Source organism: Streptomyces sp. A01 (assembly GCF_059026195.1).
Genome location: NZ_JBWLKN010000014.1, coordinates 93,599 through 117,722, shown reverse-complemented (window position 1 = coordinate 117,722; position 24,124 = coordinate 93,599). Strand labels below are relative to the sequence as shown.

Here is a 24,124-nt window from a genome sequence, read left to right as displayed (position 1 = left end):
GTCACACCCGCTCGGCGAGCGGCCGTGGGCGCTCGGGCGCCGCCGTGGGCGCCGCTCCCCGGGGCAGCGGCGCGGCCCGGCGATGCCGCAGCAGCCCCCGCAGCCAGTGGCAGGTGGCCACCGGGGGGATGAGCACGCTGGTCAGTGCCATCGTGGCGACTTCGTCGCGGGTCCGCGGGCCCGGCGCGATCCGCGCCCAGCCGAACTCGGCCGTACCGCCAGCCCACAACGCGGCGCATACGAGCGCGGGACGCGGTCGCCTTGCGACGGCGCAGGCCACCGCGGCCACCGCCACCCCTGTCGCCGCCAGATGCCCCGGGAGCCGTCCACGCGGCGCGTCGGCGCGCTCCCACCAGGACCGGCCGTGCCGCCGGTTCATCAGCACGTCGTCGGCGTTCCCGGCCTGGACGCGCACCGAGACCCAGCGGTCGGCGGGGCGCACCGGGTGGGTGGTCCCGCGCGTGCCCGCGGACAGTTCCCAGCCCGCGTCGAGGACTCGCAAGGCCAGGTCGGCGTCTTCCCGGAAGGCGCGCCGGAACTCCTCGTCGAAACCGTCCACGGCCTCCAGCGCCTCCCTCCGGTAGGCCATGTCGGCCGTGATCCAGCGGGCGCTGGCCAGACCGGCCGTGTTGCGTTCCCAGTCCGTGGGCCTGCGGTCGGTGGGCAGGGGCACGGTGATGTCAGCCGTGACACCGGCCGTACGGGGGGCCGCTGACGCCAGGTCGGCGGCGAGGCCGTCGGCCCAGCCGGGGGAGGGGATCACGTCGTCGTCGAGGAAGACGATCCACGGCTCGGAGCAGGCCCGCCACCCCGTGTTCCGCGCCGCTGCCGGTCCCCGCGCGCAGCCGGGCACGATCTCCACCCGGTCGAGCAGCGCCCCGGGCACCTCGACGGGCAGCGGGCCGCACTCCCCGAGCGGACGGTCGTCGACGAGGACGACGCGGCTCGGGCCCGGCTCGCCCGCGTCGGCGAGCGCCCGCAGGCACGCGGTGAGACTGGGCCGCCCCAACGTGGGGACGACGACGGCGTACTCGGGGCGTTCGGGCGTCGCGGCCCGGCCGGGCGTCATCGGGAGGCCCCCCGCTGGGCACGGGCGCGCGCGTACGCGGTGGGCGGCGAAGCCGCCTCCGGCCTGGGCGCTTCCGCTTCGGCGAAGGCAAGGCGTCCTTCGCCGCGGGTCACGGGCCCGGACGGCGTCTGTTCCGCGGCCGCCACCTCGTCTCGCCCGCCGGTGAAGAAGTCGCCCCGCCGTACCGTGAAAGGTCCGATCGCGAGCAGGTCCACCGGCGCCGAGCCGAAGCACTCCAGGGCATCGCGCGGATCGTCGACCATGGGCCGCCCGGCCGTGTTGAGGCTGGTGTTGACCACCACCGGCAGCCCCGTCCGCCGTTCGAACTCGGTGAGCATCCGGGCGACCAGCGGCTCGGTCGCGGGGTCCACTGTCTGGATGCGGGCCGTGCCGTCCACATGGACCACGGCGGGGATGCGCTCCCGCCATTCCAGGGCCACATCGTGGACGAAGAGCATGTACGGGCTGGGCAGTGGCCCGTCGAAGACGCGTTCCGCCTGGTCGGCGAGGACCATCGGCGCGACCGGCCGGAACTGCTCACGTCCCTTGACGTCGTTGAGCCGCTCCAGATTGCCCGCGTGACCGGGGTGGGCCAGCAGCGACCGGTGTCCCAGTGCCCTCGGCCCGTACTCCGAACGCCCCTGGAACCAGGCCACGATGGCGTTGTCCGCCAGCGCCTCGGCGACGGTGGCCGCGATGTCGTCAGGACGCTCGTACGGCACGGCCGCCGTCTTCAGCCGCGCCTCCAGCTCGGCGTCCGACCAGCCCCGGCCCAGGGCGGCGCCCACCATTGGCCCGGGCGAGTCCCCGCTCTGCGCGGACAGCAGCAGCGCGCCGCCGAGGGCGGTGCCCGCGTCACCGGCGGCGGGCTGGACCCACACCCGGCTGAACGGGCCCTCGCGGGCGATACGGGAGTTGGCGACGCAGTTGAGCGCCACACCCCCGGCGAGTGTGAGCACGCTGTCGCGCGTCCGCCCGTGCAGCCAGCGCGCCAGGTCCAGCAGCGTCTCCTCCAGGCACGCCTGGGCGCTCGCGGCGACGTCGGCGTGGTCCTGGGTCCATGCCTCGTCGGGCCGCCGGGGAGGGGACAGTTGCGCCCACGGCACACCGGTCGCGCGGAATCCGCCGTCACCGGTGGGGTGGACGTACCGGCGCAGCTCGCTCAGCATCCGCGGCCGGCCGTGTGAGGCGAGCGCCATCACCTTGAACTCGTCCGAGGAGCGCAGGAAGCCCAGATGCTCGGTCAGCTCCTCGTAGACCAGGCCCAGGGAGTGCGGGAGTTCCTGCCCGTACAGCGGCTCAAGGCGGTCGTGGACCCGGTGGGCGGCGAGGTGCGAGGTGTGCTCTCCGCGTCCGTCGAGGACGAGGACGGAGGACGTCTCCGCGCCGGGGGCGCCGAAGGCGCTGGACGCCGCGTGCGCCATGTGATGCGGGACGAACCGCACGATGTCCGGATCGAGCCCGGGCAGCGCCGTCTTGAGGAAGCCGGGCGCCTCGCGGGCGTACGTCAGCCGCAGATGGTCCCAGGGGTCGTCCAAGCCCATCTCGGCGGCGGGACTGGCGAGGCCGGGGTCGAAGGAGTAGGCCACCGCGTCGAGGTCCTGCGGGCGCAGCCCGGCCTGGGTCAGGCACCAGGCGGCGGCGGCCTCCGGCATCTCCCACGCGGCGAAGGGCACCGGCCGCTTGCCGTGCTTCCGCCGGGAGAAGCGTTCTTCCTCGGCGGCGGCGACGGTGTGGCCGTCGATGACGAGGGCGGCGGCGGGGTCGTGGAAGAGGGCGTTGATTCCGAGAACGCGCATGCTCGTACTGGCCTTTCGGCGATTCCGGCGACGGTAAGTGCGGACAGGGCGGGGGCGGGGCCGGGCGCCGGTCAGGCGGCCGGCCGCTCGCGGAACCAGGCGATGGTCCGGGTCAGCCCCTCTTCTGCGGCCACGCGGGGCTCCCACTGGAGCTTGCCGCGGGCCAGGGTGATGTCCGGGCAGCGCACGGCGGGGTCGTCCGTCGGCCGGTCGATGAAGCGGACCGTGGAGCGGGAGCCGGTCAGCTCGACGATCAGCTCGGCTAGAGCGGCCATGGTGATCTCGGTCGGGTTGCCGAGGTTGACCGGGCCGCGGAGGTCGGAGGCCGCGGCCGCCAGGATGCCCCGCACCGTGTCGTCCACGTACGACAGGGAACGGGTCTGCTGACCGTCACCGGTGACGGTCAGCGGCTCACCGGCCAGTGCCTGCCGGACGAAGGTGGGCACGGCGCGCCCGTCGTGGCCGCGCATGCGGGGGCCGTACGTGTTGAACAGCCGCACGATGCCGGTGTCGGTGCCGTTGGTCGCCGCTTCAGCGGTGGCCAGGGCCTCGCCGAAGCGCTTGGCCTCGTCGTACACGCTGCGCGGGCCGACCGGGTTGACGTTCCCCCAGTAGTCCTCGCTCTGCGGGTGCTGCTGCGGGTCGCCGTAGACCTCCGACGTCGAGGCCAGAATGAACCGCGCCTCGTGGGCGCGGGCCAGGGCAAGTGCGTTGCGCGTTCCGAGACTTCCCGTCTCCAGTGTGTGCAGCGGCAGCCGCAGATAGTCGGCGGGGGAAGCGGGAGAGGCGAAGTGGAGAACGAGGTCCACCGGGCGCTCGACGCTCAACGGATCGCAGACGCTGGCCTGTTGGAAGACGAAGCCGGGGCGGTCCAGCAGCGGTTCGATGTTCTCCCGCGAACCGGTACTGAGGTCGTCGACACAGGTGACATCCGTGCCGTGGTCGGCAAGCGCGGCGCACAGATGCGAACCGACGAAGCCGGCGCCGCCGGTGACGACGGCGTGGCCCCAAGCGGGCGCGACAGCTGTGTTCATGTGGCCTCCTTCGAATCTCCCCGGAGGTGACGGTGATGACCGGCTCGCGGGACAGGGTGCTGGTCGTGCCTCCGCTCTGAGTTACCGAACATAACGGGACGAAACGTTGACTATCGTGGCACGGCTCACGACAGGCGGCACATCGCGAGAACGGCGCCGCCGCCCTGCTCAGGGCGCTGCGGCGACATCAGCGCTGGTGGGAAACGCACTCAGGGCAGCTGTGAGCGCGCGGTGCCGCAGCGGGAACAGCGGCCGTGGGAACCGCTGGTGACCGTGTCAGGAGGGCGGCGGGCCCAGCGGGCGCTCGGCGAGTGCCTGGGCTACTCCAATCAGGTTGGCGGCCATGGCTCTGCCGGTGGAACGCGACCAGTCGTGCCCCCGCTGGTCGTCCAGGAAGTCGGGCCCTGGCCCCGGCCCCAAGTGCCAGTACGTCCACGCTTGTCCGGGCACCGTGAAGCCGATGTCCCCCAGCGCCCCGCCGATCTCACTGATCACGTGGTGCGCCCCGTCCTCGTTTCCCGTCACCACGACACCGGCCACGCGGTTGAACGCCACCGGGCGTCCCTCGTCGTCGGTCTCGCTCAGCATGGCGTCCATCCGCTCCAGCACTCGCTGGGCCACCGAGGACGGGCGCCCCAGCCAGGTCGGGGAGGCCATGATGAGGATGTCAGCGGCGAGGATCTTGTCGTGGACGGCCGGCCAGTCGTCGCCCTCGCCCATGTCGGTCCGCACACCGGGTGACAGCCGCAGATCGACCGCCCGGACGACATCGGTGGTGACTCCGCGCCGGGCGAGTTCCGCGATCACCACGGCGGCCAGCGCCTCGGTGTTCGAGGGCTGGGGCGAGGGCTTGAGAGTGCAGTTGATCACGATTGCGCGCATAGCTTGCGAAGTACCCGTGCCGCGCGAGTTACGCACGGGCCGAGCGGGTGACCGGCGACCGGTCCACACGGGCGCCGCGGCAGACGCGACAGACGCGACAGAGCGGTGAGACGCGTCTCACCCGGATCGGATCGGATCGGGTCGAGCAGAGCAGGCGCACGGCGACCGGTGCGCCCCCCCAGAAGTCCCCAGAACAAGACCGCAGAACGAGGCCGGGAAACGCCGCGGAAAGGGGCCGTGCGGACCCCTGTGAGCAAGGGCACGCACTCGCCCAGAACCCTTGGGGCGCAAGGCATTCAGCGCTCCTGCCGTGCTGGATGACCCCGTAGTGGCGACGACTGTCGCGAGTCGTCTGTGAACATGGAACCTCGCTGCGCAGTAGCGGACCCGATGGCCGAGGCCATCTCACCGGTACAGCAGCCCAGAAGCCCCCACCGTCGGCCGACCGCCGGGTGCGGATCGCCTTCTGCCACCGAGTCCGCTTTCCGAGCCTGCTGGGCTCTTCACGAAACGCGCCACCGTGCCTCTTTTCCGTCCTGCCCCTGCCCGTGCGACCGACGTCACCGCGCCCGAAACGGCGACACGCGCTGCCACCTCGCAGCAGGCGACAAGCCCCACCGGGCCGCCCACCGAGCCTTCGGAGCCCACCGGCGCCGCGCGCCGCGCCGCCCGCCGCCTCCCCTTCCGCCGCCGGGCGGCGGAACCGGGCGGCGAGCGGTCCCCCTGGCGCTGCCTGCGCTACCCGAGCATGCGCTGGTGGTCCGTGGCCAACCTCGTCTCCAACGCCGGTACGTGGATGCAGCTCACGGTCCAGAACCTGCTCGTGCTCCAGATCACCGGCTCCGCGGCCGCGACGGGCCTGTCGCTCTCCGCACAGGCCGCCCCGGGGCTGCTCTTCGGCCTCTTCGGCGGCGCGGCCGTCGACCGCTGGCCCCGGAAGCTGGTCGCGACCGCGAGCCAGGCCGTGCTCGGCGCGGTGGCGTTCGTCACCGCGGCTCTCGTGGCGTTCGACCAGCTCAGCATGGGCCTGCTGATGGCGCTCGCCGTCATCACCGGCCTCATCGCCACCGTCGACGGCCCCGCCTGCTCCCTGCTCGGCAACGACCTCGTGGCCACCAAGGACGTGCCGTCCGCGATCGCGCTCGGCTCGGTGGTCCACAGCGTCGGACGGCTCGCCGGTACGGCGGCCGCGGGCGTGGCCATCGGCTTCTTCGGTACGGCGGCGGCCTACGCGGCCAACGGCCTGTCGTTCCTCTTCGTCGCCACCGTCATCCCCTTCCTGCGCCCCGCGCCCGCGGAGACGCGCACCGTCGCGGGCTCCCAGGCCGGGCCCCCGCCCGCGCAGGCAGCCGCAGAGGCGGGAATGAGCGCGCGCGACGGGCTGGCCTTCTTCCTGCGCAGGCCGCGCCTGGTGGCACTGGCCGTGATCACCGGACTGGGCGCGATCTTCGGCCGGAACTACGGCCTGACCCTGGCGGTGCTGGTCACCGGAGCGCTGCACGGCACCGCCGCCCAGTTCGGCACCGTCTCCACGGTCCTCGCCATCGGCGGCATCGCCGGAGCGGTCCTCGCCGGACGGCTGCAAAGCCCCTCCGTACGGCTCGTCGGCACCCTGACGGCCGTCGGGGCGCTGCTCCAGGTCGCCGCGGGCCTGTCCCCGTCGCTGTTCATCCTGATCCTCCTGGTGCTGCCGATGGCCATCGCGGAGTCGGTCTCGGACACCGCGGGCACCACCGTGCTCCAGACGGACCCGCCCGCGCACATGCGTGGCCGGGTGCTGGGTGTGTGGCGCAGCGCCAGCACCGGCTGGGGACTCATCGGCCCGCCGCTCCTCGGACTGCTGATGGAGGTGGCCGGTGCGCGCGGCGCGCTGATCGTCGGCGGCTTGCTCATCGCGGGTTCGATCGGCGCCGGAGCCATGCTCCGCCACCGGCTCCCCACGCTGGTGACGGTCCAGCCCGTCGTCCGGGAGCCCGTTTCCGTCGCTGCCGCCGCGTAGGCCGTGTCCGGCGGGTCGTGCCAGGGAGGGGTGCCCCTGTCCGTGCGTCGCGGACTGCGAGTGCGTCGTGGCTGGTCGCGCAGTTCCCCGCGCCCCTGACGGGGCACGCCTCCTCGTTGTGCGGCCCAGGTCCGCGTCCGGCCGGGCGGCGCCGCCCGGCCCCGTCAGGCGAGCTGGTCACCTTCCAGGAGGGGCCGCTCCCGTGCCGGGCCGGGGGCGCCGCGTAGATGCGTGAGCAGGTCGGCGAGCATGCCGTCCCGCGCGGACCGGGCGGCCGGCGCCCCGGCCCGCTCCCGCCCCTGCGGGGAGAGGCACCAGGCCAGCGCCCGGTGCAGCTCAGCGGGCCGGGCCCGCTCACACGGCAGCACGGCGGGCCAGTCCAGCGCCGCGGCCTGCGCGCTGACCTTCGCCCCGCCCGCCACCGGGTCCACGGCCACCACCGGCGTCCCGGCCCGCAGCGCGAGCACGAGCCCGTGGAGCCGGGTGGTGACCACGGCGTCAAGCCGGGAGAACACCGTGTGCAGCTGATCGGGTGTCGCGGGAAGCCGCCAGTCGCGGGTGTCCAGACGGGTGTCGAGCGGCAGCCGGGCGGCGTCCAGCTCGCCGAGCCACTCCTGCACGGACTGCGACACGTCGCTGTGCCGACGGCGCGTCCCGTACTCGTGCTGGCCCTCGGTCAGCACCACCCCCAGCAACGGCACCCTCACGGGCGCGGGCGCGTGCACACTCAGGTCGGCGGTGCCCACTGACTGCCCCGCCATGTCCCTGGGCAGCAGCGCGTGGAACCCGGTGACGGCCGGATCGGCCGGATCGATGACGGACACCCCCACGGCGATCCGGCGGCACCCCGCGAAGCGGGCGTGCAGATCGAGCAGCGGGGCACGCCCTCCCGCCGCCGGTGCCCGCCGGGAGTGCACCGGACCGCAGGCGAACACGAGGTGCGTGTAGTCGGCGGGGTCGGCCGTCTCCAGATGCACGGCGTCCGGCCGGAAGACCGGCGACCAGGCCGTGTCGTAGCTCAGCGACGCCTCGCTGAGCGCCTTCCGTACGGCCTCGGCGGCGAGCATGTCGCCCGCCGTGACCTCGCCGTGCAGAAAGCTGAACCAGCCGGTGATCAGTACATGGGTCACGTCGGGTGTCTCCTGTCCCCGGACCTGCGGAGTGCGGCCGCTCAGCCGACGTAGCGGCGGGCCGATGAGGCGTTCTGCGGTGCTTCCAGCAGCCTGAGCCGCCGCTCGACATCCTGAGGCAGTCGGCGGCGCTCCCGCAGCACCCAGGGCAGACCGGCGAGGGCGTCCCCGAAAGCGCGCACGGAGGTCGTGTCGCGCGGGACGGTGACCGCCAGCCGCGCGGTGCGGCGCAGCGCGGACGGCGCCGAGCGGCGCAGCCAGCTGAACCACAGGGTGTTGCGGATACCGTGCCGACGGCGCAGACCGGGGTCCCGGCTCAACGACGGCCGGTGGTGGATGGTCAGCTGCTCGGCGTAGCACAGCCACCACCCCCGCGCCGCGAGGTCGGCCGCCATCAGCTCCTCCTCGCCGCCGAGCCACAGCCGGGGCGAGAAGCCTCCCACCGACCGGAAGGCGTCGGTACGCATCACCGTCGCGGCGGCCAGGAACGAGCCCAGCGCCGGACCAGGCAGCCAGTCCGGGCCAGGCAGCGGCGAATCCCGCAGCTCGGCGACGATGGGGTCCTCATACGGAGCGTCGTCCCGCTCTCCCGGCCCGCTCCCCGCGACGGCGCCCGCCTGCGGGTGCACGACGATGCGGGCGGTGACGGCGGCGAGCCGGTCGTGCGCGTCCAGCATGTCGGCGGCGGCCTCCAGGGCGCCCGGCTCCCACCACGAGTCGTCATCACAGAAGGCGAGGTAGGGCGTCGTGGCGAGCCGAGCGGCCAGGTTGCGCCCGACCGCCCCCAGGTTGCGGCCGGGGGACAGCAGCCGCACCCCCGGATGCCGCGCCCGCACCGCCAGTGCCGTGCCATCGGTCGACGCGTTGTCGACGACGGTCACCGGCGGCCGCTCCGGCAGCGCGGCAAGCCGCTCCAAGGTGTGCAGCAACTCGTCGCGGCGGTTGTGCGTGATCACCACGACGGTGGTCCGGTGGTCGCTCACGGCAGATCTCCCTCACCCGTCCCGGCGCACCCGTGCTCCGGCACCGGGCTGCTCCGTTGCGGCGTGCTCGCGTCGACCCGGGCCCCGTGGCCCGGATACGGCTTGGCCTGTGCTGCTCAGGGCGACGCCGGCGCGGCCTCGCGGGCGAGATGCCGTACATCGCCGCACCCGGGCCTCCGGCCCACGATGACGTCGTCCATGCCCGTACGAGTAGACGCGGGAAGGTCGTTTCACACCTCGCGTGCGAGCTCTGGCCGCGAATGCCGCAAACGCCGCGCGGGGCACATCGGACAACGAGCGTCGGCGGGCTTCACAGCCGCCCCGCGACGCCGCCCCGCCGCCGCGTCCCCGTCGCGACGCGTGCGGGAAAGATCACAGCGGGCGACCCGGGCGATCGGCATACCGATGAGTACCGTAGGCGCGTGCCGATACATCAGAACGTGTTCTCATCACTCGGTGCCTGGCGGCGGCGTGCCACATCACGCGCCGTGCATCGCGGATGGCGCTGGGTGCAGCAGGCAGGCGCGGTGACCGCCGAGCGGCCCGGCCCCTACCGCTTCCGCCGGATCGGCACCGGCACCCGGCTGGCGTTCCCGCTGGGCACCGTGTTCGGCGAGCGGTGGATAGAGCTGGGCGACCACTGCGTGATCGGCGAGGGCGTCACCCTGGCCGCCGGAATGATGCCCGGCCTCGACCTCGGCCCCGAACCGGTGCTGCGGCTCGGGCACGGCGTCGTCCTGGGCCGCGGCACGCACGTGGTGGCCTCGGTGTCGGTCGAGTTCGGCAGGGACGTCTACTGCGGCCCGTACGTCTATGTCACCAGCGACAACCACGCCTACGACGACCCCGAGCAGCCCATCGGCAAGCAGTGGCCGCGCAGCGCCCCCGTCACCATCGGCTCGGGCAGCTGGCTCGGCGCCGGTGCGGTGATCCTCCCCGGCGCCCGGCTCGGCCGCAACGTGGTGGTCGCGGCGGGCGCGGTCGTACGGGGCGAGGTGCCCGACCACGCGGTGGTGGCCGGGGCACCCGCGAAGGTGGTGCGCCGCTGGGACCCCGAGGCGGGCTGGCAGCCGCCGCTGCGCAGCCCGACCCCCATGCCGGTGCCCGAGGGCGTCACCCACGAACAGCTGCTGGCGCTCGGCGTACTGCCGCCGCCCGCGCCCGGCACACTGGACGTGACCGCGGACCACTGACGGGCGGGGCCTACGCCGCGCGGACGGCCGGTCCGCGAGCGGGCGGACGGAGGGGAGTGCCGATGAGCGGGCGACAGCTGCGGCTGCTGCTCTGCGCCGCCGTCGCGCTGCACGGCCTCGCGCTGTTGGTGTGGTACGTCCGGCAGCACTGACGGGCGGCGGTACCCGCGGGCCGGGCTCAGCCGCTCGCGAGCAGCACTGTGCCGACCAGCGCGAGCCCCGCTCCCGCCGCCTGGAGGGCGTGCAGGCGTTCGTGGAGCACGCCACGGGCGGCGAGGGCGGTCACGACGGGATAGACCGAGGCGAGCACGGCGGCCACGGTGACGGGGCCGTTCTGGGCGGCGATGGAGTACGTGCCGTTGGCGGCGACGTCCGCGAGGCCGACGAACGCGAGCGCGGGCAGCGCCGAACGGACCGCACGGGCGCCCCCCTCGGGCAGGGCGCTGCCGCCGCGCCGTACGGACACGTAGAGCGCGGTGCCGCCGACCGCCACGTTGCACACCCGCTGGACGAACAGGGCGAGGAACAGGCCGGTCATGCTGCTCGACGCCTCGGCGATCAGCGCCATCACGGAGCCGAAGCCGAAGGCCGCGGTGAGCGTCAGAACGAGCGTCTGGCGCTGTACGGGCGTGCCGCCCCGCTGCGGGCCGCTGGCGAGCACGACACCCGCGACGGCGACCACGATGCCCACGACCTGGAGCACCCCGGGTATCTCGTCGAGGACCAGTCCCACGCCGAGCGGCACGGCGACTCCGCCCAGCGCTCCGACGGGCGAGACCACGCCCATGGGGCCGAGGGCGAGCGCCCGGTAGAAGCAGAGCATGCCGACCGTTCCGACGACGCCTGCCGCCACCGCGAACCACAGCTGCGGCCCCGCCTCGGACCATCCGCCGGTGGCGACGACGATCGCCCCGAGCACGCCTACGGCCAGCAGCTGGGAGACCAGCACCACGGTCAGGGCCGGCATGCGCCGGGCGAGAAGCCCGCCGCCGAAGTCGGCCAGCCCCCACAAGAGGCTCGTGGCAAGCGCGAAGAGGGCAGTCATGGCGGGCCTCGCAGTACGGTGTGTTGAACGATGCAGTGCAGCACACCGTAGTGCATCATTTTGTACTCTGTCATTTAGTATATTGGACGGTTGGATTCGCTGTGACAGATCTCGACCAGCTCACGCAGTCGCTCGCACGCAATCTGAAGCGCTGGCGAGGGGAGCGCGGCTTCACCCTCGACGCCCTCGCGGCCCGGGCCAACGTCAGCCGGGGCATGATCATCCAGATCGAGCAGGCCCGTACGAACCCGAGCGTCGGCACCACCGTGAAGCTCGCGGACGCGCTCGGCGTCAGCATCACGACCCTGCTCGACTACGAACAGGGGCCCCAGGTCCGCATCGTGCCACCAGGCCAGGCGGTGCGGATGTGGTCCACCGAGGCGGGCAGCTACACCGCACTGCTGGTGGGCACCGAGAAGCGCGGGCCGCTGGAGATGTGGGAGTGGCGACTGATGCCCGGCGACAGCAGCGATTCGGACCCCCACCCGCCCGGCACGGTCGAACTCCTCCACGTGTCGGCCGGCGAACTGACCCTCGTGGTCGACGGCCAGGCACACCACCTGCCCGCCGGCACCTCCGCGACCTTCGAGGCCAACGCCGCACACGCCTACCGCAACGACGGCACCGAGCCCGTGGAGATGACCATGACTGTGGCCATCCCGCCAGTCGGCTGACCCGCGGCGACCAGCGGCAGGTGACTCAGCCGAGGCGAGGGATCTCGATCGCCGGGCAGCGGTCCATCACCATCGCCACACCCTTCGCCCGGGTGCGCTCGTACGCCTCCTCGTCGACGACCCCCAGCTGGAACCACACCGCGCTCGCTCCGATCGCCACCGCCTCATCCGCGACCGGCCCGGCCAGCCGCGCGTTGACGAACACATCGACCACGTCCACGGCGAACGGAACCGCGGAGAGCGTGGGATAGCCCTTCTCCCCGTGCACCGTCTCGGCCTTCGGGTGGACCGGGACGATCCGCTTGCCGAAGCGCTGGAGCACCTTGGCGACCCCGTACGCCGCGCGGCTCTCATTCGACGACAGGCCGACGACGGCCCAGGTGTCGCCGAGCTCGTTGAGAATCCTGCGGACCGTCTCCTGGTCGCCGTACACGGTCGCCTCCTGGGCACTGGACGTCATTGTGCTGCCCAACGGCGACGGTGACCGAAAGATTCCGGCGGCTAGTCCTCAAGGTCCTCCCATTCGAGTTCGAGATCGCTTTCCAGTGACTCGATGTCGTTTTGGGTGAGGGTGAGGAGGGGGATGTCGGAGGGGGTTCTGCCGCCGGTGTTGGGGTGTTGGGTGTGGGTGTTGAGGGCTTTGAGGGCGGTGTGCCAGTGGGTGGCGAGTTGGGTGATGTGGTGGTGGGTGATGTGGGTGGGGTTGTAGGTCCAGGTGGTGGTGAGTTGGGGTCCGTTGGGTGTGTTGTGGGTGAGGGTGTTGATTTCGAGGGGGTGGGGTTGGTTGAGGTGGGGGTCGGTTCCGCCGTTGAGTGGTGTGGTTTCGGGGGCGTAGGGCCAGGTGGTGGGTGGGGTGTTGGGGGTGGCGGTGCTTTTGGTTGTTGGTGTGGTGGGTTCGGTGGCTGTGCTGCTTGCTTCTGTGTCTGTTGTTGGTGTGGTGGTGTTCGATGGTGGTGGTGCGTTGTTGTGGGGTCTGGCCGGTGATGTTGACTTCGTGGAAGTGGTCGGCGGCGTTGACGGTGCCTTTGGGGCGGATGGTCGGGGTGGGTGTGCCGTTGGGGGTTCCGTCGGGGTTGGTGGTCGTGTTGGTGAGGGTGAGGCGGAGGGTGTCGTGGTGGTCGGTGAGGGTTTGGAGGGCTTGGGTGCCCGTGCCGGAGTTCGATGGTGGGAGCGGTCGGTCTCCGGCGTCCCCGCAGGAGGAGGTCCTGTGTGGGTTGTTCGCCGAGGTGCTGGGGCTTGACGCGGTCGGGCCTGACGACAGCTTCTTCGAGCTCGGCGGGCACTCGCTTCTCGCCATGCGGCTGGTGGGACGCGTACGGGCGGAGACCGGAGCCGACCTCGGAATTCACACCCTGTTCCGGGCCCCGGCCCCAGCCCAACTCGCCAGTTTGCTTGACCAGTCGGGGGGCTCGCACGACTTCGATGTCGTTCTGCCGATCAGGTGTCAGCCGGACACGCCGAATCTCGTCTGCGTGCACGCGGCGGGTGGAATCGGTTGGTCCTACCAAGCCCTGTCCAGGAGCGCGGTCGACAATTTCTCGCTCTACGCCCTTCAGTCGCGCAGCCTGGACGTGTCCCAGGAGCCGCCCGCGAGTATCAGCGAGATGGCCGAAGAATACGTGGCCGCGATGAGGTCGGTTCAGCCTTTCGGGCCGTATCTGCTGATGGGCTGGTCATTCGGCGGTCTGGTGGCCCACGCCATGGCCGCCCTGCTGGAGAAGGCAGGCGAGCAGGTCGACCAGTTGTTCCTGCTCGATGCCTACCCCATCGCGCAGACGGGCGAGCAGGAGTCGTTCTGGGTGCCTTCGCGGCGCGAGGTCATCGAGGATCTGTTCAAGATCGCCGACAATTTCCATGACCCGGCGGAGGACGACGGGCTGTGGCGGCCGCCGCTGAACGCCCCGCTTGGGGAAGCTGAAGAGAGCGACTGCTCCTACACCGAGGAACATGTGACCGGAATTCACCGGGCGTATCAGAGCAATATGAAGCTGATGCAGGGCTACGCTCCTCCGTCTTTCTCGGGCGACATCACCCTCTTTCGTGCCGCGAGGCCGGAGAGCGACGCCGTTCCGGCCGACCCGGCGGATTGGCGGCCGTACGTGGACGGCGCTATCAGGGTCATCGAGGTCGATTGCACTCATTCCGATATGCTCGATTCGACGGCGGCGGATGAGATCGGAAAGACCGTTGCCCGCGAGATCCAAGACGGAGGTTCCCGGGATATGGGGGATTTCTGAGCAGCGCGCACCGTACGGGGCTGCACGTACGGGGCCGTGCCGTACGACATCGGCCCGCACAACACGCGCCCCGCACAACATCCGCCCCGGCAACAGCCCTTGCCGTGCCCCTCCGCCTGGCCCCTTGCCCGTTGCCTCTCGCCATCCCGCATAGGGTGGCGAGATGGCAGAGCAGTACCGCACGGTGGCCCGCGAGGGTGTGCACGAGATCGAGATCAACAAGTCGCGCTTCCGCTGCTCGCTCGCGCCCGCCGCCAGCGAGCAGGAGGCCCAGGAGTTCATCCAGCGTGTCCGCCGGGAGCACTCCACCGCCACGCATAACTGCTTCGCCTACGTCATCGGCGCGGACGGCGGCGTCCAGAAGGCGAGCGACGACGGCGAACCGGGCGGGACGGCCGGTGTGCCGATGCTCCAGATGCTGGTGCGCCGCGAGGTGCGGTACGTCGTGGCCGTCGTCACCCGCTATTACGGCGGGGTCAAGCTCGGTGCCGGCGGGCTGATCCGTGCGTACGGCGGGGTCGTCGGGGAGTCCCTGGACGCGCTGGGCACCGTGGTTCGCCAGCGGTTCCGGCTGGTCACGGTCGTTACCGACCATCAGCGGGCCGGGAAGCTGGAGAACGACCTGCGGGCGATGGGGCGTGCTGTGCGGGACGTGCGGTACGGCGAGGGCGTGACGTTCGAGCTCGGGCTGCCGGATGCCGATGTCGAGACGTTCCGGGCCTGGCTGGCCGACGCGACGGCGGGGACGGCGCGGTTTGAGGTGGGCGGCGAAGCGTACGGCGACGCCTGAGCCCTCGGACTGCGGCCTGCCGAAGCCCAGAACTCTCCCTCCGCGCCGCATAGGCAAAGAGCTTCTTCTCTGACGCGCAGTCGCCCGGTCGCGCAGTCGCTCCGTAGAGCAGCCGCCCGGTTGCGCAGTCGTGTACGGGCCGACAGGCTTTCATTCCTTTCTCCGACGTGACAGAGATCGTCGCTCCGCTGTTCATTTCGGCTCTCAGCTGGGTGCTCAACAGTCGGAGGAAACTCTGTTGAAAACGCGTTTTCGGTGAGCTCTTGTCATGGTCGGTGCCGAGCGCCACAGTTCAGTGGCGGTATTCCGGAAGGCCCCGTTCAGCGTCAGCCCCAGCCGGTGGAAATACCGAAATGGTGTGCGTGCGTCTATCGGGTTTTCGCTTGTGTCCACGCGACTTGTGGGCGGGTGTTCGCCCACTGTTGCAGCCGGCGCCGACGGGTGTTTCCGGGACTGCCGTCAGCTGGCTCCGTCCCGTCTACAGCTGGCTCCTGTCCCGTCTACAGAAGGAACGACATGGTGTTCGCCGCCCCACCCCCACGCGCCGCTCGCCGGATCGCCATGGGCACTTCGGCCGCCGCCGCGGCCGCCTTGCTGCTTCCGCTGGCGACCCCCGCGCAGGCACTGGCCGCCTCTGTCACGGCGACCGCGGAAACCGCCCCGGTGTCGCACAGCGGAGACGCGGCCGACGACCCGGCGATCTGGGTCAACCCCTCCGATCCGGCGAAGTCCGCGGTGATCGGCACCGACAAGAAGGGGGCCCTGGAGGTGTACGACCTCTCCGGTGCCCGCATCCAGCGGATCTCCGGCGACTTCGGGAACAACGTCGATCTGCGCGGCGACATCGTGATCTCCGCGGACGACGAGGCCGCGGGCGGCCGCGGCGCGATGCACGTCTACCGCATCGACCCCGGCACCCAGAAGCTCCGCCACCTCAAGGACATCCCCACCGGCGTGACCGCGCACGGCATCTGCATGTACAAGTCGCCGGGCAGCGGCAAGCTGTACGCGTACCCCAACTCCACCTCGGGTGAGGTCGAGCAGTGGGAGATCACCGTCAGCGGTGACAGCGTCACCGGCAAGTCGGTGCGCCGCTTCGACGCCGGTAGCGCCGTCGAGGGCTGCTACGCCGATGAGAAGAGCGGCAAGTTCTATCTCGGTGAGGAGGACGTCGGCGTGTGGATCTACGGGGCGGAGCCGGGCGAGGGCACCTCGCGCAGCAAGCTCGACTCCACAGGCGGGTCCGGCCACATCAAGGCCGACGCCGAGGGTATCGCCGCCGCCGGTGACCGCGTGTTCGTCTCGTCGCAGGGCAGCGACGACTTCACCGCGTACGACCGGTCCAGCGGTTCGTACGTGGGCCGCTTCGCCGTGGCGAACGGCAGCGCGGCGGACGACTGCGAGGACACCGACGGCATCGACGCCACGGCCGCGAATCTGGGCCCGGCCTTCCCGAAGGGCATGTTCGCCTGCCAGGACGGTTCCAACTCGGCCCCCGGCAGCAGCGGCAACCAGAACTTCAAGTTCGTGCCGCTGGAGCGCGTGATCAGCGCCATCGGCTGACGGCGGCACGCCGCGACGAGCGCCCCGTACCGGAATCGTCGGACTCCGGTACGGGGCGCTCGCTCCCCCCCCCTGGCAGGGCCGAAGCCCGACGGGCCTCAGCGGAAGTCGTCGGCGTGCTCCTCGGCCCAGGAGCGGAACGTCCGCGCCGGGCGCCCGAGCAGTCGTTCCACGGTGTCGGTCACCCGCTCCGGCTCGTCCACGAAGGCGCACCAGGCCGCCAGCCTGGCCTCTACGAACGCCGCGTCCCCCCACGCCGCTGTCAGTTGCTCGCGCGCCGTCTCCACCGGCAGGTCCTCCCACCGCACCTCGCGCCCGACGGCCTCGCCGATGATCCTGACCTGCTCGGCATGGGTGATCGACTCGGGCCCGGTGATCAGGTACCTGGCTCCGGCATGTTCGGCAGGTCGGGGGGAGGTGAGCACGTGGACGGCCACGTCCGCGATGTCCCGTTCGTGGATCAGCGACCGGGAGGCTCGCCCGTACGGCCAGCGCACGACGCCCTGCCTGACCTGGCCCGCCCACCCCAGGGTGTTCGTGGCGAAGTCGATGGGCCGCAGGAAGGTCCAGCTCAGCCTGGACTGCCTGATCTGCCGCTCGATCTCCTGGTGGTAGGACGTGGCCTGCTCACCGTCCGCGAGGTCGGTGACGTCGGTCGACAGGTACACGAGGTGCCGGGCGTGTTCGGCGATGACCTTCACCACACGGGGCTCCACAGGAAGCCCGGGCCACATCAGATACACGCTGTCCGCACCGCGCAGCGCGGGCTCCAGCGTCCGCGGGGACGACAGGTCACCCCGTATGGCCCGCACTCCCGCGGGCAGCGAGACGTTGCCCGGGTCGCGCACCAGTGCCCGCACCTCATGGCCCTGTCCGGCCAGCGTGGAGACGACGTGTTCGCCTACGTTGCCGGTCGCGCCGGTCACCAGAATCGCGCTCATGACGGCGAACGTAGAACTTGAACCGCAGTGCAGGTCAAGGCAGCGGTCAAGATAGTGATCAAGGCAGCGATCAGCGCAGCGGCCAGGGCCAGTGATCCAGGCAGCGATCAAGAGGGCTGCCATGGCGAGGGCAGGCGAGGGTGGTGGCGGTGAGCGGTCGGCTCCGCTGCGCCGCCGCGGGGGCGCTTGGGCCGGGCGGGACCCGTGGACGGTGATGTCGGACCCTGATGGAAAACTGAGGAGCGTGAGGTGTCAGATACGGACCGGCGTTAGCGTGGTCGCTGCTGACAGCCGGGCTCGTGCCGGTCTGGGGCATGACGGAGGGGACATCATGCGGGGTGGAGCGACCACGTGAGAATGCTGCACACATCGGACTGGCACCTGGGCCGCTCCTTTCACCGGGTGAGCCTGCTCGACGCTCAGCGTGCGTTCATCCAGCACCTGATCGGCGCCGTCCACGAGCACGAGGTGGACGCGGTGCTGGTGGCGGGCGACATCTACGACCGCGCGGTGCCCCCGCTCGCCGCGATAGAGCTGTTCGACGACGCCCTGCACCAGCTGGCGTACTGCGGGGTGCCCACCATCCTCATCTCCGGCAACCACGACTCGGCCCGCCGGGTGGGAGTCGGCTCAGGACTGATCAAGCAGGCCGGTATCCATCTGCGTACCGACCCGGCCCGCTGCGCGGAGCCCGTCATCGTGAGCGACGCGCACGGCGACGTCGCCTTCTACGGCCTGCCCTACCTTGAGCCGTCCCTCGCGCGCGCGGCCGTGGGCGCCGAGCGCGCCAGGCACACCGCCGTGCTCGGCGCGGCCATGGACCAGGTGCGGGCCGACCTCGCCGCCCGCCCCGCCGGGACCCGCTCCGTCGTCCTCGCCCACGCCTTCGTCTCCGGCGGTGCGGGCAGCGACAGCGAGCGGGACATCACCGTCGGCGGCGTCGCCGCCGTGCCGCCCTCGGTCTTCGACGGCGTGGACTACGTCGCCCTCGGGCACCTGCACGGCTGTCAGACGCTCTCGGAGCGGGTGCGCTACTCGGGTTCCCCGCTCGCCTACTCCTTCTCCGAGGCCACTCACCGCAAGTCCATGTGGCTGGTCGACCTCGACGGGGGCGGGGGTGTGCGCGCCGAGCGCCTTGACTGCCCCGTGCCCCGGCCGCTCGCCCGCGTCCGGGGGCGGCTGGAGGACCTGCTCACCGACCCCGGGCTCGACCGGTACCGGGACGCGTGGCTGGAGGCCACCCTCACCGACGCGGCCAGGCCCCACGAGCCGATGGCCCGCCTGGCGCGACGCTTCCCGCACATCCTCAGCCTCGCCTTCGCGCCGGAGCGCGGCCTGGAAGACCCTCTCGCCTCGTACGCCCAGCGGCTGCACGGCCGCACCGACCAGCAGATCGCGGAGGACTTCGTGACCCACGTGCGGTTCGGGCGGTCCGCCGACGAGGCGGAGCGCGCTGTCCTCAGCGACGCCTTCGACGACGTACGCGCGCACGCGGCCGGCAGCGAGGGCGCGCACCGCGCCGCCGGGCGCCCGGAGGCCACCCGATGAGGCTGCACCGGCTGTCCGTCACGGCCTTCGGCCCGTTCGGCGGCACTCAGGACATCGACTTCGACGCCCTCTCGGCGGCGGGGCTGTTCCTGCTGCACGGGCCCACGGGCGCGGGCAAGACCTCCGTCCTGGACGCCGTGTGCTACGGACTGTACGGAGCCGTGCCCGGCGCCCGGCAGGGCAGCGGGCTCACCCTCCGCAGCCACCACGCCAAGCCGCTCACCGCGACCTCCGTCCTCATCGAACTCACCGTCGGCGGGCGCCGCTTGGAGATCACCCGGCGCCCCGAGCAGCCGCGTCCCAAGAAGCGGGGCGACGGTATGACCCGCGACAAGGCGCAGACCCTGCTGCGGGAGTACACGGGGGAGGGGCCGGACGGGCCGCGGTGGAAGGCGCTCAGCCGCTCCCACCAGGAGGTCGGCGAGGAGATCAGCCAGCTGCTCGGCATGAGCAGAGAGCAGTTCTGCCAGGTCGTCCTCCTGCCGCAGGGTGACTTCGCGCGGTTCCTGCGCGCCGACGACCAAGCGCGCGGGCAGCTGCTCGGCAAGCTCTTCGACACCGGCCGGTTCGCCGCCGTGGAAGACCGCCTCGCCGAACTGCGACGCGCCACGCAGCGGCAAGTCTTCCGCGCCGATGAGGAGTTGCTGCGCCTCGCCCACCGGATCGCGCAGGAGGCGGGAGACACCGCCGACACCCGGGAGCACCCGCTGCCCGACACGGGTCCGGGGGAGCCGGGGCTCGCCGACGCCGTGCTGGAGTGGGCCGCCATCGCCCGTACCAGCGCCCGGGAGAGCCGCGACATCGCCGAGGCCACCGTGCACGCCGCCGAGTCCGCGCACCACACGGCGCAGCGGCATGCCGAGGCTGTCGGCGAACTCGCCCGCAGGCAGCAGCGGTACGCCGACGCCAGGCGCCGGGCCGACGCCCTCGCCACCCACGCGCCCGAGCGTGAGCGGACCCGCGCGCGCCTTGAGCGCGCCCGCGCCGCTGAATCCGTGGTCCCCGCGCTCGACTCGCGCGACGCCGCCGAACGCGACCACCACGCCGCCCGCGCCGCCGAGGAGCAGGGCAGGGCACGGCTGCCGCAGCACCTCACCGACGCGGGCCGCGGTGAACTCGCCGCCCTGGAACGCGAACTCCGGCAGGAACTCGGCGGACTCGCCGCCGCACAGCGAGCCGAGCAGCGCGCCACCGCCCTCAGCGCCGAACTCACCACCCTGCACAGGGAGGCACGCGCCGACGACGACGCCATCGCCGAAGCCGCCGACTGGCTCACCGGATGGGAGCAGCGCCGCCTCGCTCTCCAGCAGCGCGTGGAGACCTGCCAGGACGCGGCGAGCCGCGCCGAGCAGCTCGCCGCCCGCGTCGGACCCGCCGAGCGGGCCCGCGAAGCCGCCGAGCGGCGCGACCGCTGCGCCGCCCGTATCGACACGGCGCGCGAGGAACTGCTGCTGGCGGCCGAGCGGGCCGCCACCGCCCGGGACCACTGGCTCGACCTCAAGGAAAGGCGGCTGCGCGGCATCGCCGCCGAGCTCGCCGCCGCGCTGCGCCCCGGTCAGCCCTGCGCGGTGTGCGGCGGCACCGAGCACCCCGCGCCCGCCCGCCCGGGTGAGGGACACGTCGGCCACGCCGAGGAGGAAGCCGCTCTCGCCGCGTACCAGGAGGCCGACGCGCGGCGTGAGGAGGCCGACGGGCGGCTGCGTTTCCTGCGCGAGGAACTCGCCGCCGCCACCGAGGGCGCGGGCGACAGCCCCCTCGCCGACCTCGCGGAGGCCGTCCGCGACCTCAAGCGTGAACACGCCACCGCCCAGGCGGCCGGGGCCGCGACGCACGCCGCCCGCGAGGCACTGGCGCACGCGGAACGCGAGTACGAGCAGCGCCGCGCGCAGCGTGAGGAGGCCGAGCGGCGGTCCGCCGCCCGGACCTCGCGCCGGGAGGCACTGACGAGCGAACAGCAGGCGCTGGAGGACGGGCTGGCCGAGGCCAGGGGCGGCGCGGCGTCCGTCGCCGTACGCGCCACCCAGCTGGAGCGGCAAGCACAGCTGCTCACGGCGGCCGCCGAGGCCGCGACCGCCCAGGAAGCGGCAGCCGGGCGGCTCAAGGAGGCCGACGCCCGCCTCGCCGACGCCGCCTACCGGGCGGAGTTCGACACGCCGCAGGCCGCTGCCGACGCCATGCTCGCCGCCCATGAGCAGCGGGCCCTGCAGCACGCACTCGACCAGTGGCAGGCGGAGGAGGCGGCGGTGGCCGCCGAGCTGGCCAGCCCGGACGGCCGCGCCGCCGCCGCGCGGCCGCCCGCGGAGCCCGACGCGGCGCGCTCGGCGGCCGAGGCCGCCACCCGGGTGCTCCGCGAGGCGTCAGCGCGTGACACGGCGGCCCGCGAGCGGTGCGCCCAGCTGGACCAGCTCTCGCGCGCGGCCACGCGGGCGGCGCGCGCGCTCGGGCCGCTGCGCGCCGAGTACGACCGGGTCGCCGCGCTCGCCTCCCTCGCCGCGGGAACGTCCGCGGACAACGAGCGCAAGATGCGACTGGAGTCGTATGTGCTGGCGGCCCGGCTCGAACAGGTCGCCGCCGCCGCGAGCGCCCGCCTGGGGCACATGTCCGCCGGGCGCTACACCCTGGTGCACTCCGACGCGCGCACCAGCGGCCGCGGCCGGGCCGGACTCGGCCTGCACGTCATCGACTCCTGGACCGGCAGCGAGCGGGACACCGCCACGCTCTCCGGCGGTGAGACGTTCTTCGCTTCGCTCGCGCTGGCCCTAGGCCTCGCCGATGTGGTGACCGACGAGGCGGGCGGCGTACGGCTGGACACGCTCTTCATCGACGAGGGCTTCGGCAGCCTCGACGAGCAGACCCTCGACGAGGTGCTGGATGTGCTGGACTCGCTGCGTGAGCGGGACCGGACGGTCGGCATCGTCAGCCACGTCGCCGACCTGCGTCAGCGCATCCCGGCTCAGTTGGAGGTCGTCAAGAGCCGGGCGGGCTCGGTGGTACGGCACCGCCTCGGCCACTGAGCCCCCGCGCACGGCAGCAGGCACCGCAGCGGTGCGGCGGGCCACCGCCCCGAGGGCGGTGGCCCGCTGCTGGGCGGGGGCAGTCGCGGCTACCCCTTGTCTCGGCTATTCCTGGTCAGGCCCCGGGGCACAGCTGCTTGGCCGGGCCGCCGCCCGGCGTGGTGGCCTCGACGCAGCCCCCCGGTACGCCGTTGCTCTCCTTCGAGCTGAAGTTGGCGGTGACGGTCAGCTTGTTCTTGCCGAACGTGGTCCGCTGCACCTGGTGGTCCGCCGTCAGATACCGGAAGCCGGTCATCGCCTCGGTTCCCGCCGCGTCCTGCAACGTCGCGAAGAACTTCTGCAAGGTGGCGATCTCCGCCCCGTCGCGCTTCAGGGACTCACCGTCGAGGGCGAAGTTCAGCGGGGTGTTGTAGAGCATCGCCAGCAGCGCGCGGTCCTTCTTCTGACCGGGCAGCTTCTGGTACGACAGCTCCCAGCGGTCCGTGCTGATCACGGAGTCGTGCAGCACGGTCTCGTACAGCGGTACGCGGTAGGCAGGGCCGAACATGGCGCGCGCGGCGTCGGCGGGCAGCTGGACGGGCTTGAAGAAGATACCGGGGGCGTTGGCCGGGGAGTACTTGCCCCAGTTCTCCTTGTCCTTCTCCAGCGGCCACAGGTGGTCGGTGGCGGGAGTGCTGGAGCCGTGGCTGTAGGAGACGACGCCATTGGCCCAGCCCGCCGCGGTCTCCGAGCCCACGACGAGCGGCTTGCCGCCGGAGTAGTCGCCCGCGGTGAGGCGGCGCATCCGCTCCACACGGTTGTCCAGGTCCTCCCGCTGGGTCATCGGGTGGTCAGGGCTGTAGTCGTCGAACAGTTCGCTCGCCGCGTCGACGTCGAGGAAGTAGCTCCTGGCCCCGTTGCCGGTCATCCGGCGCACCCGGTCGGACAGCACCGCCTCGCCCTGCGGGTCCTTGGCGAGCGCTTCGGAGCTGAGGTAGCAGCCGCGCCCGTGGAACCCTTCGACGGCCTTGCCGCTCACATCACGCACACACCCCTGCGGATACAGCGTCCCCGGCCACACCGAGGTGTGGGCGTCGGAGGTCGCGCCGTCCTGGGCGTTGGCCCAGGAGTCGTACGGGCCGACGAGGTAGCCGGCCTTGTCGGCGGCCGCGGCCGCCCGCGCGTCCATGGGGGTCTCGTCCGCGTCGTAGCCCAGCCACATGCGGTCGATGCCGAGCTCACGCAGCCGCTTGACCGTGGACGCCTTACGGGCATCACCCCAGGTGTAGGCGTGGAAGGCGCCGATCAGCCGCTTGACGCGCGGGTTGGCCCGGATCTTCTCCTTCAGGGTGGTCAGCCCGTCGTGGTCGATCAGCCAGCGCCGGTAGTCGGTGGCGGCGGCGACGGGTGAGGCGTCGGTGACGGAGAAGTGCACGGTGTACGACCCGGTGTCGCGCGCGGAGGAGAACTCGTGCTCCGTCACGGTGTGCAGCCGCCCGCCGCGCGAGACGAAGCGCAGCTTGCTGCCGATGCCGTCGGGGGTCAGATACGACGCGTTGTACGAGCCGACGGTGTAGCCCCAGAACGGCATGGCGAGAGCGCCGCCGGCCAGGTCGTACGCGGAGCCTGCCAGCCGCCCGCGCTCGGAGTTCCAGAACGTGTCGTTCACCGGCACGTTCAGCCCCTCGCCGCTGGGGAACTGCACCGCCTTGGCCGCCTTGTCGGTTCCGCTGACCGGCCAGCCCAGCGTCGTGTCCCGCTTGGAGCTGACCCGCATCTCCAGGCGGCCGTCGCGCTCCTTGGCGGTGACGGTCAGCCCGCGCGAGGGATAGCTCCAGCTGGGCACGCCGCGCTTCCACGTCACCCGGCCCGGTTCGCCCAGCCGCTGACGCGCGGGGTCCGACAGGCGCAGTTCGCTGCCGTCGTCCGCGCGGGCCGTCACCGCGAGCGTCGTCAGATCGACCTGCATGCGCGCGCCCCCGGCACCGACGTGCAGGGTCTTTCCTTCGAGGCGCGGCGCACCGGCCGCGGGGGTGGCGGCGCCCGCCGTGCCGCATCCCGTGAGCCCTCCGGCGAGGACCAGGCAGACGGCGCCGACGGACACGGCCCGTACGGCCGCCTCCTGGCGGCGTGGGCGGGCATGCGGTGGGGTGTGGTGGTCCGCTCGCCGACTGCCGCGTTTCCTGGAGTCTGTCGTCATACGCGTGGCTCCCCTCATCCGTGCGGCACCGGACCTCGGAGCCG

18 protein-coding genes are annotated in these 24,124 nt (G+C 72.4%); 8 read left to right on the top strand and 10 right to left on the bottom strand.

Going from position 1 to position 24,124, the window contains the following annotated elements; all coding sequences use genetic code 11:
* Position 1: 1 nt before the first annotated feature.
* The 4 genes from AC5P1B_RS20340 to AC5P1B_RS20325 form a co-directional block, all read right to left on the bottom strand.
* Positions 2-1,069, bottom strand: a complete 1,068-nt coding sequence (locus AC5P1B_RS20340; protein ID WP_493888737.1) for a glycosyltransferase family 2 protein — start codon at positions 1,067-1,069, stop codon at positions 2-4.
* Positions 1,066-2,868 carry a carbamoyltransferase family protein gene (locus tag AC5P1B_RS20335; RefSeq protein WP_493888736.1) on the bottom strand — a complete coding sequence of 601 codons (1,803 nt, stop codon included), beginning with the start codon at positions 2,866-2,868 and terminating at the stop codon, positions 1,066-1,068. Before AC5P1B_RS20335 ends, AC5P1B_RS20340 begins: the two co-directional genes overlap by 4 nt.
* A 71-nt stretch (positions 2,869-2,939) precedes the next feature.
* Entirely contained in the window at positions 2,940-3,902 is a 963-nt protein-coding gene (locus AC5P1B_RS20330) for an NAD-dependent epimerase/dehydratase family protein (RefSeq protein ID WP_493888735.1), read from the bottom strand.
* Positions 3,903-4,178: 276 nt separating this feature from the next.
* On the bottom strand, positions 4,179-4,784 hold the full coding sequence (locus tag AC5P1B_RS20325; protein ID WP_493888734.1) for a flavodoxin family protein: 606 nt from the start codon (positions 4,782-4,784) through the stop codon (positions 4,179-4,181).
* Positions 4,785-5,532: 748 nt separating this feature from the next.
* On the opposite strand from AC5P1B_RS20325, the gene AC5P1B_RS20320 reads away from it, so the two are divergent.
* Positions 5,533-6,783 carry an MFS transporter gene (locus AC5P1B_RS20320; RefSeq protein WP_493888836.1) on the top strand — a complete coding sequence of 417 codons (1,251 nt, stop codon included), beginning with the start codon at positions 5,533-5,535 and terminating at the stop codon, positions 6,781-6,783.
* 164 nt (positions 6,784-6,947) lie between these two features.
* On the opposite strand, the gene AC5P1B_RS20315 is transcribed toward AC5P1B_RS20320, so the two are convergent.
* Together AC5P1B_RS20315 and AC5P1B_RS20310 are read right to left on the bottom strand one after the other, a co-directional pair.
* Positions 6,948-7,913 carry a polysaccharide pyruvyl transferase family protein gene (locus AC5P1B_RS20315; protein WP_493888733.1) on the bottom strand — a complete coding sequence of 322 codons (966 nt, stop codon included), beginning with the start codon at positions 7,911-7,913 and terminating at the stop codon, positions 6,948-6,950.
* Positions 7,914-7,954: 41 nt separating this feature from the next.
* Entirely contained in the window at positions 7,955-8,896 is a 942-nt protein-coding gene (locus AC5P1B_RS20310) for a glycosyltransferase family 2 protein (RefSeq protein ID WP_493888732.1), read from the bottom strand.
* A 422-nt stretch (positions 8,897-9,318) separates the two neighbouring features.
* Here AC5P1B_RS20310 and AC5P1B_RS20305 point away from each other — a divergent pair, with 422 nt between their 5' ends.
* The gene (locus AC5P1B_RS20305) at positions 9,319-10,089 is read left to right on the top strand and encodes an acyltransferase (protein WP_493888731.1); all 771 of its coding nucleotides are present in this window, start codon (positions 9,319-9,321) and stop codon (positions 10,087-10,089) included.
* Positions 10,090-10,267: 178 nt separating this feature from the next.
* On the opposite strand, the gene AC5P1B_RS20300 is transcribed toward AC5P1B_RS20305, so the two are convergent.
* Positions 10,268-11,134, bottom strand: a complete 867-nt coding sequence (locus AC5P1B_RS20300) for an EamA family transporter (protein WP_493888730.1) — start codon at positions 11,132-11,134, stop codon at positions 10,268-10,270.
* Positions 11,135-11,235: 101 nt separating this feature from the next.
* Between AC5P1B_RS20300 and AC5P1B_RS20295 the strand changes: the two genes are divergently transcribed.
* Positions 11,236-11,808: a helix-turn-helix domain-containing protein gene (locus tag AC5P1B_RS20295; protein ID WP_493888729.1), complete on the top strand. Its 573-nt coding sequence runs from the start codon at positions 11,236-11,238 to the stop codon at positions 11,806-11,808.
* Between the two features lie 25 nt (positions 11,809-11,833).
* Here AC5P1B_RS20295 and AC5P1B_RS20290 read toward each other — a convergent pair whose 3' ends face one another.
* On the bottom strand, positions 11,834-12,268 hold the full coding sequence (locus AC5P1B_RS20290; RefSeq protein ID WP_493888728.1) for a CoA-binding protein: 435 nt from the start codon (positions 12,266-12,268) through the stop codon (positions 11,834-11,836).
* 754 nt (positions 12,269-13,022) lie between these two features.
* On the opposite strand from AC5P1B_RS20290, the gene AC5P1B_RS20285 reads away from it, so the two are divergent.
* From AC5P1B_RS20285 to AC5P1B_RS20275, 3 genes are all read left to right on the top strand, one after another.
* Positions 13,023-14,045: an alpha/beta fold hydrolase gene (locus AC5P1B_RS20285; RefSeq protein ID WP_493888727.1), complete on the top strand. Its 1,023-nt coding sequence runs from the start codon at positions 13,023-13,025 to the stop codon at positions 14,043-14,045.
* Positions 14,046-14,208: 163 nt separating this feature from the next.
* Positions 14,209-14,835, top strand: coding sequence for a YigZ family protein (locus AC5P1B_RS20280; protein ID WP_493888726.1), 627 nt, complete (start codon positions 14,209-14,211; stop codon positions 14,833-14,835).
* Between the two features lie 516 nt (positions 14,836-15,351).
* Positions 15,352-16,398 carry a phytase gene (locus AC5P1B_RS20275; RefSeq protein WP_493888725.1) on the top strand — a complete coding sequence of 349 codons (1,047 nt, stop codon included), beginning with the start codon at positions 15,352-15,354 and terminating at the stop codon, positions 16,396-16,398.
* Positions 16,399-16,496: 98 nt separating this feature from the next.
* Here AC5P1B_RS20275 and AC5P1B_RS20270 read toward each other — a convergent pair whose 3' ends face one another.
* The gene (locus AC5P1B_RS20270; protein ID WP_493888724.1) at positions 16,497-17,339 is read right to left on the bottom strand and encodes an NAD(P)H-binding protein; all 843 of its coding nucleotides are present in this window, start codon (positions 17,337-17,339) and stop codon (positions 16,497-16,499) included.
* A gap of 351 nt (positions 17,340-17,690) precedes the next feature.
* Here AC5P1B_RS20270 and AC5P1B_RS20265 point away from each other — a divergent pair, with 351 nt between their 5' ends.
* Together AC5P1B_RS20265 and AC5P1B_RS20260 are read left to right on the top strand one after the other, a co-directional pair.
* A complete protein-coding gene (locus tag AC5P1B_RS20265) occupies positions 17,691-18,887 on the top strand; it encodes an exonuclease SbcCD subunit D (RefSeq protein ID WP_493888723.1) in 1,197 nt (398 codons plus the stop codon).
* Positions 18,884-21,901: an AAA family ATPase gene (locus AC5P1B_RS20260; RefSeq protein ID WP_493888722.1), complete on the top strand. Its 3,018-nt coding sequence runs from the start codon at positions 18,884-18,886 to the stop codon at positions 21,899-21,901. The genes AC5P1B_RS20265 and AC5P1B_RS20260 overlap by 4 nt, the downstream gene beginning before the upstream one ends.
* 115 nt (positions 21,902-22,016) lie before the next feature.
* On the opposite strand, the gene AC5P1B_RS20255 is transcribed toward AC5P1B_RS20260, so the two are convergent.
* Entirely contained in the window at positions 22,017-24,080 is a 2,064-nt protein-coding gene (locus AC5P1B_RS20255) for a glycoside hydrolase (RefSeq protein WP_493888721.1), read from the bottom strand.
* Positions 24,081-24,124: the final 44 nt, after the last annotated feature.